The organism is Pontibacter brevis, assembly GCF_054779655.1.
In genome coordinates, this window is record NZ_BAAGXV010000030.1 from 35,183 (window position 1) to 48,940 (window position 13,758).

6 protein-coding genes and 1 pseudogene are annotated in these 13,758 nt (G+C 49.1%); 2 read left to right on the plus strand and 5 right to left on the minus strand.

The genetic code is table 11. The features are described 5' to 3' along the window. Positions 1-120: 120 nt before the first annotated feature. From ACYVB1_RS09760 to ACYVB1_RS09780, 5 genes and pseudogenes are all read right to left on the minus strand, one after another. On the minus strand, positions 121-828 hold the full coding sequence (locus ACYVB1_RS09760) for a DUF6503 family protein (protein WP_460923303.1): 708 nt from the start codon (positions 826-828) through the stop codon (positions 121-123). 102 nt (positions 829-930) lie between these two features. Further along, complete coding sequence (locus tag ACYVB1_RS09765; protein WP_460923305.1) at positions 931-3,189, minus strand: glycoside hydrolase family 20 protein; 2,259 nt, start codon at positions 3,187-3,189, stop codon at positions 931-933. Between the two features lie 27 nt (positions 3,190-3,216). After that, a complete protein-coding gene (locus ACYVB1_RS09770; RefSeq protein WP_460923307.1) occupies positions 3,217-4,542 on the minus strand; it encodes a sugar MFS transporter in 1,326 nt (441 codons plus the stop codon). Positions 4,543-4,742: 200 nt separating this feature from the next. Beyond that, positions 4,743-6,668, minus strand: a pseudogene (gene nagB, locus ACYVB1_RS09775) (glucosamine-6-phosphate deaminase); the annotation flags it as partial. A gap of 103 nt (positions 6,669-6,771) precedes the next feature. Then, positions 6,772-8,046 carry an ROK family protein gene (locus ACYVB1_RS09780; RefSeq protein WP_460923309.1) on the minus strand — a complete coding sequence of 425 codons (1,275 nt, stop codon included), beginning with the start codon at positions 8,044-8,046 and terminating at the stop codon, positions 6,772-6,774. A gap of 405 nt (positions 8,047-8,451) precedes the next feature. Here ACYVB1_RS09780 and ACYVB1_RS09785 point away from each other — a divergent pair, with 405 nt between their 5' ends. Both ACYVB1_RS09785 and ACYVB1_RS09790 read left to right on the plus strand, forming a co-directional pair. Further along, on the plus strand, positions 8,452-11,787 hold the full coding sequence (locus ACYVB1_RS09785) for a SusC/RagA family TonB-linked outer membrane protein (RefSeq protein WP_460923311.1): 3,336 nt from the start codon (positions 8,452-8,454) through the stop codon (positions 11,785-11,787). A 71-nt stretch (positions 11,788-11,858) separates the two neighbouring features. Next, positions 11,859-13,610, plus strand: a complete 1,752-nt coding sequence (locus ACYVB1_RS09790) for a RagB/SusD family nutrient uptake outer membrane protein (protein WP_460923313.1) — start codon at positions 11,859-11,861, stop codon at positions 13,608-13,610. The last annotated feature ends 148 nt before the right edge of the window (positions 13,611-13,758 follow it).

Consider the following 13,758-nt stretch of genomic DNA (forward strand, 5'->3'; position numbering starts at 1 on the left):
GTTATTTTGTACCAGTTTACTTTTTCCTCTCCTTTTCCGTGTTCAAAGAAACCTTATGTTTGATACAGACCATGCTGGTAAGCTTCGTAGTAACCAGGAGAAGGTAGGTAGCAAAGGATTTTAGATTCTGTATGCAGTCAGTGGTTCCGCCTTAATCAGCGTGTCGGTACCTATATATTCGTTGTTTTTGTTCCAGTACCACCTGCGCACTTTCGGTATTCGGATGCCATCTACCACAACCTCCTGTTCCAGCAGAATGTACTCCCCGCTTTCCGGCTGGCCGTGGTTAAAGCGGTAAGCTTCCATCGCATACGTTTCTGGATTGAGGTAAAAGAACCAGTTATCAGTACCTACGGCAGCATCATAATTCACCTGTAGCACCCGGTATGTTTTCCCCTCCAGTTCCTCGGCATCGGCGGCGTCCTTTACGTGCACCCCATCGTCGGTCAGCTTCATAGGGAGTCCATAGAGGTAGCCGTAAAAGCTGTGCACCCATTTCAAGTCTTCGGGTGTGAGGTTATAGTTTTCCCGGTCTTCTGCGCTTATGTTTTGGCTGCCGTCCAGCAGGTAAAACTCCTTGCCATTAGCAATTCCCTTCACAGCTTCTTTCCCGTTTTCACGGCTGATGTGGGCGAAGTAACCTGTACTGTTGTCCATTTCTATCTCAAAGGAGCTTTCCTGCCCGGCTGTATCAGCAGAGCTTAAGTAAAGGCGTGTTTTCAGTTCCTGCCAGTTACCTTCCGGGTCATGGTAAGCCAGTGTGTTCTGGAGTAGCTGCGACTCTGTTGCAGGCTCAGACTGGCAGCAGGACAGCAACAGTAAAGCCATAAGGCCAGCTATGTGCAGAAGGAACAGGAAGTTTTTAGAAGTTGCCATAGAAATAAATGAAAAAAGGCGCTGCCTCCCAAAGAAGCAGCGCCTTCCGTTTGTTTAGTTTACCTCAATCTCATCAAGAAAGAGCCAGGTCTTTTCTCCGGCGCCTTGCTTTCCTTCCGGCACTGTTTGAGTGTTTTTCACTGCCACTTTCACAAAGCGGGTGGTGGCAGGGGCAAAGTCTACTTTTACAATGGCCTTTGAGCCGGCTACTGTTGATACAGTGTTCGTAGTACCTAGCGGCTTAAAGTTTTTGCCATCAGTTGAACCGTATACCTCTACTGCTTTAGGAGGATATACATAGGTGCCGCCTGCATTTAGTGCATGCACTACTACGTTATTTACCTGCTGTGCGCTTCCCAGGTCTATGGTTGCCTCCAGGTCGCTGCCGGAGTAACCAATAGATTGCTGATCCCGGCCACCTTTCTGGTTGATGATACCATCAACCAGAGTGAAAGCACCGTTACCAGGGAAATACTCTGAAGGCTGCTCTTTCAGGGCTATTGCTTTCCCGGTGGCTTTGTTGATGTTTAGTTTCAGGGTCAGGGAGTCTATCAGCTTATCGTCTTTGTAAAATAACCCGGTTACCTGCGAAGACTCTTTGAGTTGAATTGGACTTGTATACTCCTGCGGGGCCTGCTTACCTTTCACAGTATAAAGCAGCTTGCCTAATTCTTTCTTGCCGTCCAGCTTCAGGATGATGCCCTCCTGGCCTTCGGCAGGTAAAACATCTGCCACAATATCATAATAGGCATTGCTGTAATTTGCTCCCCACAAATCGTAGCGCTTAAACTGTGTGAGCAGCCGCTTTTCAAAGTCGTTCCAGTCCTTTTTCTCCGGTGCCGTCCACAGTACTTCGCTGAGGGCACTCATCCTCGGGAAAATCTGGTATTCTACTTTGGCCGGGCTGCTCATGTATTCCGTCCACACATTGCCTTGTGCTCCCAAAACGTATTTTGCCTGCTCTGCCGTCAGCTCTTTTGGAACTGGTTCATAGCTATAGGTTTTCTGAACGGTGGTGAAGCCGCCAATGGTCACCGAGTCCTCGCGCTGGCTCTGGGAATGGTCAAGGTACACATGTGAACCTGGGGTCATGATAACGTAATGGTTTTGCTGTGCTGCGGCAATGCCTCCTGCTTCACCACGCCAGCTCATTACAATGGCATTCGGTGCCAGGCCACCCTCCAGGATTTCGTCCCAGCCAATAATGGTTCTGCCTTTGCTGTTGATATACTTCTCCATCCGCTGAATAAAGTAACTCTGCAGCTCGTGCTCATCCTCCAGGCCTTCTTCTTTGATTCTCTTCTGGCACAGCGGGCAGGTTTTCCAGTTTGTCTTCGGGCTTTCGTCGCCGCCAATGTGCATGTACTTCGATGGGAAAATGGCCATCACCTCATCCATCACATCCTGCAGAAACGTGAAGGTGGATTCTTTACCGGCGCAGTAAACATCATCAAAAATGCCCCATGTTTGCTCAACTTTATATGGGCCGGTGTCAGGGCAACCCAACCAGGGGTATGCGGTGAGCGCAGCACTGGAGTGGCCCGGCATCTCGATTTCAGGAATAACAGTGATGTGCCTGTCAGCGGCATATTTTACTATCTCCTTTGCTTCCTCCTGTGTGTAGTAGCCGCCGTAGCGCTTGCCCGTGTTGCCGGTGCCAGGGTAGCGGCCAATGATGGTGCCGTCGCGGTAACCGCCTACGCTCGTCAGTTCAGGGTACTTCTTTATCTCAATTCTCCAGCCCTGGTCCTCTGTTAAGTGCCAGTGGAAGTAGTTCATCTTGTGCAGGGCCAGGTAATCGATGTACTTTTTTATAAAAGACAGCGGAAACATGTGGCGGCCTACATCGAGGTGCATGCCGCGGTACGAGAAGCGCGGGGCATCCTGTATTGCCACAGCCGGTATCTCCAGCGAAGTGCTTTTCTCCACAGGCAGCAGCTGTATCAGGGACTGTACCCCGTGGAAGGTGCCGGCATAAGTCTCGCCTGCTATTGTTACGCCATCCTTGTTTATATCTAAATTATAAGCATCCTTTCCGGCATCAGTTGCAGGCTTGCGCGACGACAGGCGGATGTAATTTTTGGAGGCATTTTTCTTCACGTTCAGCTTAAAGCCATATACCTGCTGCAGGTAATCGTTCAGGAAATTGGCGGTACTCTGGTCCTGTTTGTCCTTTACAGCAATGGTTGTGTTACGGGTGATGGTAAACTTTCCCGGCTTTGCCTGGACACTGGCAGGCTTTGGGATAATGTTGATTTCCTGGGCTGTCGCCACCTGGGCCAGCAGTAGGAGTAGGAATAAGACTTTCTTCATGCTCTTCTGATTTTTAGGATGCGTGCACTATAAAGGAAGGTTGCCGGATACCGGCTGTGCTCCTGTTCTGATCTTGTGGCCGAAAACAGCAAAGTATAAAATAACGAGGTAGCAGGGCACCATAATCCAGTAAGCCTGCTGCGGGTTAATGGTATCAGCCAGCCAGCCGTAAAGCAGTGGCAGAATGGCTCCGCCGGCAATACCCATAATCAGCAGCGAAGAACCTATTTTGGTGAAACGGCCTAAATCTGCAATGGCCAGTGGCCAGATGGCAGGCCACATCAGGGCGTTTGCCAGACCCAGCAAAGAGATGAACAGCACCGAGACATAGCCATCAGTGAAAAGGGCTACCAGCACAAACACTACACCCAGCACCGCCGATACCTGTAGTGCCTTTGACTGGGAAATATACTTGGGTATGGCTATAATGCCGATAACGTAGCCCACGAGCATGGCAATCATGGTGTAAGTGGTGAAATACTTGGCTGTTGATAAATCAACCCCTTGTTCGGCCCCATAGCTGATAACGGTATCGCCTGCCATTACTTCCACACCCACATACAGGAAAAGTGTGAAAGCTCCCAGCAACACGTGCGGAAACTGAAGGATGCTTGTCTTATTGGTATTAGCCGTGGCTACAGTTTCATCCTCCTGGTCTGTGTCTACCTCGGGCAGGGCAGAGAAGGAAACCAGTACAGCCAGCACCACCAGCACCCCAGCCATGATGATATAAGGCATGATAACCTTGGTGGCCAGGGCATCCAGTGCTATTGCCTGCTGCGCCACACTCATGCCGCTGAGGCTGTTCAACAATGCGTCGGCATTTTCCAGTACAATGGCTCCAAGGATGAGCGGTGCCATGGCACCGGCAATCTTGTTGCAGATACCCATGATACTGATGCGCTTGGCTGCGCTTTCGCGTGGCCCCAGTATGGTGACATAAGGATTCACCGCTGTCTGCAACACAGCCAGGCCAGTGCCTTGTATAAACAGGCCAATCAGGAAGAAGATGTAGGTCCTGGTCATGGCGGCTGGCACAAAGACAAGGGCGCCTACGGCCATCACAGCCAGCCCCAGCGACATGCCTTTCTTAAAGCCTGTCTGTTTCAGTACCCAGGCAGACGGAATGGCCATCACGAGGTATGAAACATAGAAGGCAAAGGCCACCAGGTACGACTCGAAATTGTTGAGCTCACAGGCAATCCGCAGGTAGGGGATAAGGACGGAGTTGAGCCATGTTACAAAGCCGAAAATAAAGAAGAGCGCGCCAATGATCAGCATCGACCGCATGCTGCTTCCGCCCTGGCTGGCAGTGGCCGCTTTTTCTTCTCTTAACATTGATTTTTGTGCCATCGTAAGGTACTGGTTGTATGGTGGAATAGATGATTTTTTATTTATTAGCCTGTGCCGGAGTTAGAATAGCTGCAAGGGTTTTGTGCGCCACTTTGCAGGCTTTGCCTACCAATATATCCATTATCCGGTAATTAGCTTCAGGCTGTGCGAATGTTCTGCAGATTTCTATGACTAAATTAAAATGCAGCTTCTCCTGTTGCTTAGAATCTGTACCTGACAAAAGCCTCCATTGCTTCGTAGTTGGCCAGGCCCAGGCAATCGTAATCTTTGGCTGTATCGCGGTTTCTTTCTTCAGCCCTCACCCAGAACTCACGGGCATCGTCTCCCGGGAAAACCGGCCTGTCTTTCTGCGACTGGTGCTTAAAGATGGCATTCCTTTTGCGCTCCACCTCCTGCGGCGAGAGCGGCACAGCCATCTCTATTTCGTGTGTTTCAAACTCGTGCCAGGCTCCCCGGTACATCCATAGCCAGCAGTCCTTCAGCCATTGCTCCTCTGCTTGCCGGAGGCGGTGCAGGGCTTCAATAATAATGCGGAAGCAGACAATGTGCGTACCGTGTGGGTCGGCAAAGTCACCGGCTGCGAATATCTGGTGCGGCTTTACCTGGCGCAGCAGGTCCATTGTCATTTCAATGTCTCTCTCTGTCACAGGGTTTTTGCGCACCTTGCCCTCTTCATAAAAGGGGAGTGCCATAAAGTGGATGTGGTCGTCGTCCAGCCCCGCATAGCGCGCTGCGGCGATGGCCTCGCTCTTACGGATGAAGCCTTTTACATTGCGCACCTCCATGGGGTCAGGTTGGTTCGGTTGCTTCTGCTCAAAGAAGCTGCGCATCTCATCGTAGAGCTTCTTAAGCCTGCTGCTGTCTTCGCCTATGCTCTTATCAAAATCAATGGCAAACTCCATGTAGCGCAGCACATCATCGTCCCACACTGCTGTGTTGCCCGAGGTCTGGTACGCCACATGCACATCATGCCCCTGGTCTACCAGGCGTATGAAGGTGCCTCCCATTGATATAACATCGTCATCGGGGTGTGGCGAAAAGATAATGACACGCTTCTGCGCCGGTTCGGCACGCTCAGGCCGCTGGGAGTCGTCGGCATTGGGTTTGCCTCCCGGCCAGCCTGTAATGGTGTGCTGCAGCTTGTTAAAGATATGGATATTGATAGTATAGGCAGGGCCGTTCTCTACTGCCAGCTGCGCCATACCATGATTGTTGTAGTCTTCGTCTGTTAGTTTCAGTATTGGCTTTTTAACTGTTTCGGAAAGCCAGATAACTGCTTTTTTTGTCAGTTTCTCGTCCCAGACACAGTCCTTTACCAGCCATGGTGTATTAAAGCGCGTCAGTTCAGAGGCTGCATCGGCATCCAGCACAAACTCTACATGTTCAGAGAGCTGCAGGTAGGTGGCAGGCACTTCGCTGGAAATTTCTCCCTCTACGGCTTTCTTGATGATAGGCGCTTTTTTCTTGCTCCAGGCCATGAGAATGATTTCGCGCGCCTTGAAGATAGTGCCAATACCCATGGTGATGGCCTTGGTGGGCACGTTCTCCTTGCCGCCGAAGTCGCGGGAGGCATCGCGGCGGGTAAGGTCATCAAGGGTAACAAGGCGGGTGCCGGAGTTTGGCGCGGAGCCCGGTTCGTTAAAACCGATGTGGCCGGTACGTCCAATACCCAGTATCTGCAGGTCCAGGCCATTCAGTGCTTCAATCTTACGCTCATAATCCAGGCAGTAGGCTGTTATCTTGTCTCTTTCCAACGTGCCATCCGGTATATGCACGTTTTCTCTTGGAATATCGACATGGTCGAACAGGTTCTCATTCATGAACGTCACGTAGCTTTGGGCTGCGGTGGGGCTCATGGGATAGTACTCATCCAGGTTAAAGGTAATGACGTTCTGGAAGCTCAGCCCCTCCTCCCGGTGCAGGCGTACCAACTCAGCATACACCTCCACGGGCGTGGCGCCAGTCGCGAGCCCTAGTACTGCGTTCTGCCCCTGTTGCTGTTTGCTGCGGATCAGGTCTGCTATACGCCCGGCAACCTTCAGGGAGGCGGTGTGCTCATCAGGATATACTGTTACCGGAAGTTTTTCAAAGCGTGTCTCTTCAAGAAGGTTTAATCGGGCCATAGTTTTTGTAGTATATGATTTATTGAGATCTCCAGGTGGTACGGCTGTTTATTCTATGTTTTGCATCAGGGTTTGCCGGTGCTGAATTTGCTTCAGGCTTATTGCTTTATCGGGCCAGTTCTATCTGAGCCTCAAAAATATTTTCCATGACTGTTGCCACCGAACCAAGTATGCCTGCATCTGCTCCCAGGTTAGATAAGGCTATGCTGGCTGTTTCCCGCAACTGCGTCATACAGTAGGTATTGACAGATTGCTGTATGGGTGTTGTGATGAATTGTTTTGCCTCGGCAATCTTTCCTCCCAGAATAATAAGCTCGGGGTTAAAAAGCTGGATGAGAATGGCGATGCCTTTACCGAGCTTTATACCAATCTCAGACAAGATGCTGATGGCATACTGATCGCCTTTGTTTGCTGCATCTATAATAATCTGAGGCTCTATCTGCTCTATCTCCTGGTCCGACAGTTGGTTTAAGATAGAGATTTTGCCGGATTTTATCCCCTCCTTAGCCATACGGGCCAGTGCAAGGCCAGACGCAACTGTTTCCAGGCAGCCCCGCTTTCCGCAGTGGCATAGCGCACCATTCTCTACAAGCGGAATGTGACCGAGTTCTCCTGCAAAGCCTGAGGAGCCATTGCGTAGTTTGCCGTCCATGATGACTCCAAGTCCGATGCCCCAGTCCATTGAAATAACAAGCACATCCTTTTTATTCTGGGCAAGTCCAAAACGAAACTCAGCCAGGGCGGCACTTTTTACATCGTTCTGGATATAAACCGGCTTGTTAAACTTTTTTTCCAGTATTTGCTGCAGCGATACGGGTGCCTCCTGCGGTAAAATACCCGGTATGTGCTGATCTATTAAAAAGGAGTAGTTGTTCCCTTCCTTGGGTGTCACCAGGCCCGGCATGCTGATGCCAATCCCCATTAATTTGTTTATATCTATTCCGGAGGAGGCAATTAAGCTGCTGGCATGTTCATAAAGCTGTTCAACTGCACTTAAGTCTTTAGATATTCTGATAGGGTAGGTGCTGATGCCGGAGACAATGTTATTGTTGTTGTCGAAGATGGCCATGCGGGTTTTGTACCTTTCCATATCGACGCTCAGTACAAAGAGTGAATTGTCTTTTAACCCATACAGATCCGGTTTCCGGCCACCCACTGATCTGCCCTGCCCCTGTTTTTCAACCAGGCCTTCCGAGATGAGCTCATTTAAAAGAGCCATTGAAGTAGGGGAGCTAATGCTAAAGCGGCTGCAGATATCTGTGTTGGTCTTGGCACCCTTTACATAAAGGTGCTTGATGATTTTTATCTTCTGCAGATGCTTCTTCCTTTCAATAGTATTTAAGCTGTCTATGTGGTTACTCACTATTGATGATTGGCTCATGGTCTTGGTGTTATTAATAATCCAAATTGATTAAAAATTTTTATAACGACAATAACTTTTAATAAAAAATTAAAGAAGTGTGTTGGTTAAGTGTAATAATAACATTAAAAAGAAGAACTTGCGGAAGGTTCTTTTCTTTTAAGAAACGATAGCTTTAGAATATGGGGTAACTATCAGGTACAAATAAAAAAAATAAACAAAGAGTGGTGTGATAATAATTTTCTTATATATTTGAGTAGTCAATCACCTTGCCTATGTAGCATTACTGCATCCGCTCATTTCAAATTTTTTTAGTCTCATCGGCGCACGCATCTGGTTGCTCTTTAGCTCGCAACCAGGGGGGAGTATGCTGGATGATTTGTAGTCAGTACAGTTCAAAAGTTTATTAATCTCAACTACCAATGTATGAAACAGAGATACTTTAGTACATGGTTGCTCACCCAGCGCAGCCATTTGAAAACCCTGCCTCAGAAAAAGGTGCTTGCCATGCTGCTGGCAGCAGCGTGCTTGTCACAGAACCCTGTGCATGCAGAGACCGCCTACATGGTCGGGAGTGCCTTCGGGCACTATGCTGCGGATGGTGTGCTGCTTACGAATGATGCTTTGCGGCAGACGGTGCCTGTGAGCGGAAGAGTTGTGGGCGATGATGGAGTGGGTATACCCGGTGCTACAGTGGTGGTGAAGGGAACTACTGTGGGTACTGCCACTGATGCAAACGGTAATTTCACAATCAATGCCCCGAGCGGCAGTGGAACACTTATTATTTCCTTTATTGGTTACAAAGCACAGGAAGTGCCTATCAACAATCGTTCAAATATTAATGTTACGCTTGTTACCGATGCCAGGGCGCTACAGGAGGTGGTTGTAACAGGTTACACAACACAGGAGAAACGGGATATTATTGGTGCGGTTTCGGTTGTAGAAACAGAGGAGTTGCTCAGAACTCCGGCTCCTAACGTACAGCAGCAGCTGCAGGGCCGTGTGGCTGGTGTGGCCACTACGGGTACAGGGCAGCCGGGCGCCGGTGCTAAGGTGCGTGTGCGTGGTTTCGGGTCCTTCGGTGCCAATGACCCGCTCTATGTAGTAGACGGTGTACCAACCTTTAGTATCAACGAAATCAACCCGAACGATATTGAGAGTTTGCAGGTGCTGAAAGACGCTTCTTCTGCTTCTATATATGGTTCGCGTGCTGCCAACGGGGTAATCATCATCACAACTAAAAAAGGTAAAGGAGGAGCTCCAAGATTGAATGTGGCTTCTTTCTATGGCACCCAGGTAGCGCCCAAAGGACCAGAGTTGCTGAATACCCAGCAGTACGGAGAGTACTTGTGGCGTTCGGCTGCCGGTGCCGGACAGGCTTTTGGAACTACGGCACCTAATGGCTCTATTTACGGACACCCTCAGTATGGTAATGGCTTACAGCCTGTCATACCGAACTACATTCTGCCCGCAGGTGCACAGACGGCGGATGAGTCTGCTTACAGCCTTGATCCAAATAACTTTAACCAGATAGTCAGAGCTAACAAGGAAGGTACAGATTGGTGGGATGCTGTGTTTGACCCTGCTTCCATTCAAAGCCACCAGGTGGGTGTGACAGGTGGTAATGAAAACAGTTCCTATGCCTTTAGCTTTAATTATTTCGACCAGGATGGTATCGCTAAGTACACAGAGTACAAGCGTTATACCGTACGTGCGAATACGTCAGCTACCATTGCCAACAGATTCAGAATTGGCGAGAATGCACAGATTAGCTATAACCACGGTAACGTAGGTAATACAGGGGGTGGTGAATCGGATATTCAGCACATTTATGTGATGCAGCCGATTGTTCCGGTGTATGACATCGCCGGTAACTTTGCCGGTACACGGGGCAGTGAACTAGGTAATGCCCGGAACCCTGTAGCGGAATTGTACCGACAGCGTGACAACAAGAACTCTAACATGCGCTTGTTCGGTAATATCTTTGCCGAGGCCGACATTATAACAGGTTTAACAGCACGCACTTCCTTCGGTGTAGATTATGGCTCTTACTATGGCAGGAATTTTACTTTCTCTACATACGAGCGGGCAGAGAACATCGGTAAAAATAATTTCGCCGAACGTAATGACAACTCCCTAAACTGGACCTGGACCAATACCCTGACTTTCAAGCGTAATTTTGGTGAAATGCACGATATCACCGCTTTGATCGGTTCTGAAGCTGTTAAAAATACCTCCAGGGGTGTAGGGGGTAGCAGGGTAGGCTTGTTCTCTACAGATCCGGACTTCCGGGTATTGAACAGTGGTACTGAGGGGCTTACCAACTTTAGTTATGGTAACTTGGAAACCTTGGCTTCCCTGTTTGCCCGTGTGGATTATGGCCTGGCAGATAAGTATTTATTCAATGCTACTGTTCGCCGCGATGGTTCTTCTAAATTTGGTGCTAACTACAGATATGGTGTGTTCCCTGCTGTTGGTGTGGGTTGGCGCATTTCCAGCGAAGACTTCATGGCGTCCGTGCCTGCTATCAGCGATTTAAAGCTGCGGGCAGGATGGGGTAAAATGGGTAACCAGTTGCCGGTACCTGGAGCTAATCAGTTCACTCTGTACCGTACTGCTATTGCTGGCAGTGCCTATGATATTGGTGGTAGTAGTTCTGGCGCTCAGGCTGGCTTTGACAGTGACCGAATTGGTAACGCAAATACGAAATGGGAGGCATCTACTACAACAAACGTTGGTTTGGATGTGGCACTTTGGAATAACAAAGTCATGTTTACCCTGGATGCCTACAACCGCAGAACAAACGACCTTTTGGTGCCTGGCCAGGCGGCAGCTCCCGCTGGTGTAGCTTCCCTGCCGTTCATCAACCTGGGAGACATTCAGAACAGAGGTTTTGACATCAACCTGTCTACTGCAGGAGAAATTATGTCTGATCTGACTTTTGACGTGAATCTGACCTTCTCCAGGTATGTGAATGAAGTGTTAAGAGTGGGTGATAACGATGAGGAGTACTTTGAAAGCTATGGTGCACGCTGGGGGCAGAGTATCTCCAGAACGCAGAAAGGCCAGCCACTGGGCTCCTTCTATGGCTACCAGATCGACGGCTTCTTTACTTCACAGGCAGAGATGGATGCTATTGACCAAGGTGGTGAGCGTATTGGTGGATGGAGATTCAGGGACCTGAACAATGACGGTGAAATTACCGGCGATGACAGAACCTTTATCGGTAACCCTCACCCGGATTTTACATCTGGTTTAAATTTTACACTGCGATACAAGGCCTTTGATTTCAATACCTTCCTGTATGCCAGCGTTGGCAACGACATCTTCAACTATAGTAAGTACTTCACTGATTTCAATACTTTCAAGGGTAATAGAAGCACAAGGGTACTAGAGGAGTCTTGGACACCGGAGAATCCGAATGCGACTTTACCTGCACTGGATATCACTGACTTTTTCAGCAATAGTGTAACACACGATTACTACGTGGAAGACGGTTCTTTCCTGAGAGCCCGTACCATGCAGTTGGGGTATAGCCTGCCTGCTGCCCTCACAGGTAAAGTAGGTATAGGTAATGCAAGAATTTACCTGCAGGCACAAAACCTGTTTACTATCACGAAATACCAGGGTATTGATCCGGACCTGGGCTTCATCAACCAGGGTGGCAATGCCGCTACTGCTGACCTGAACTTAGGTATTGACCCAGGTGGCTATGTGCCAAATCCGAAGCAGTATCTGATTGGCGTTAATTTTGGGTTTTAATTATTAAAAGAAGAACAGGCCGCTGCTCTGCCTTTATGAAGAGGGGCTGGCCTGTTCCTAAAACAAAGAAGATGAAAAAGAGAAAAATATCTACCTTTTTAGCAGGTATACTCATTACAGGATCAGTGCTTGTGGCCTGTAAAGATGAGTTTTTAGAGGCACAACCAATAGGGGCGCTTACAGAGGGTGTGTTAAAAAACCAAGCAGGCGTTGAGGGGCTGCTGATTGCTGCCTATTCTCTTCTGGATGGCACCGGCTCTGTCACCAATAACTGGGAGGCTGCCGGATCAAACTTTGTGTTTGGCAGTATTACCTCTGATGAAGCCTACAAAGGCTCTGACCCAGCCGACCAGGTGGCGATGCTGATTATGGAGCGGTATGAAACACTGCCAAGCACAGGTTATTTAAATGAAAAGTGGCGTACACTGTACGATGGTATTGCCCGGGCAAATGATGTGCTCCGGCTTTTGCCAGAAGTTACGGATATGACTGAAGAAGCTAAGAACAGGGTTTCTGGTGAGGCTCGTTTCCTGCGCGGTCACTATCATTTTGATGCGCGCCAGGTGTTTGAGAAGGTGCCTTATGTAGATGAGACAACCGTCAACATCAGTGACCTGAATACGGCGAAAGTAGCAAACGACAAGGAGGTTTGGCCCATGATCGAAGCTGACTTTCTGGCTGCAATAGAAGGGCTGCCAGAAAGACAACCTCAAGCCGGACGGGCAAATAAGTCTGCCGCTAAGGCCTATCTGGCGAAGGTATACATGTTCCAGGGTAAGTATGCGGAGGCACTTCCGCTGTTAAATGATGTGATAGAGAACGGCATGACTGCCAGAGGAGAAAAGTATGCTTTGGAAGAGAGGTTCAGTGACATCTACCGCATTGCAAATAAAAACAATGAGGAAATTGTGTTCGCTTATCAGTCTTCTGTAAACGACGGTTCCGCTGCGGTGAATGCCAACTCGGCTGAGGTGCTTAACTTCCCGAACGGGGGTGGGGCCCCCGGTGGTTGCTGCGGCTTTTTTCAGCCTTCGCAGAACCTGGTGAACTCTTATAAAGTAGATGCCAATGGCTTGCCGCTGCTGGATACCTTTAACCAAAGCGATCTGAAGAACGACCAGGGTTTAACAAGCGCCCAGGCATTTACACCAGATAGAACCACACCGGTTGACCCACGCCTTGATCAGACAGTAGGCCGAAGAGGAGTGCCATATTACGACTGGGGGCTGCACCCTGGCCAGTTGTGGATCCGTAACCAAGGGCAAATGGGGCCATATTCTCCTAAGAAAAAGGTATACCGAAAAGCCGATGAAAGTCAGTTTACAGACGGTTCCAGCTGGACACCTGGCTACAATGCCCAGACACACGCCATCATTCGCTTTGCTGAGGTCCTGCTGTGGGCTGCTGAAGCAGAGGCGCAGGTAGGATCGCTGGCCAGGGCAACGGAACTGGTGAACATGGTGCGGGAGCGTGCTGCCAACGAGGCCGACTTTGTGACACTGGAGGATGGTACACTAGCTGCAAATTACCAGATAGGCATGTATCCGACATTCTCAAGCAAGGAAATGGCAATGAAAGCCATCCGCTTTGAGAGAAAGCTTGAGTTGGCTATGGAAGGACAGCGCTTCTTCGACTTGGTTCGCTGGGGTGTGGCAGCCGAGGTGCTGAATGCTTATTTGGATGTAGAGGAAACGAAGCGTCCATACCTGCAGGGTGCTGTCTTTACTGCTGGTGAAGATGAGTACTTCCCTATCCCGGAGCAGCAAATTGTTCAGAGCCAGGTAAATGGTCAGTCAGTTTTACAGCCTAACCGAAACAATTAAAGTAGATTTCCTGATTGATTGAAGAGTAAAGGCAAGGTTTTAATCTTGCCTTTATTTTTTGCATATTGCCTGTATTAAAGAACCTAATAACCAGTAACTTGGTTAGGTAAATGCTTCGCTACTATTGATTTAAGAGTATTACCCGTTT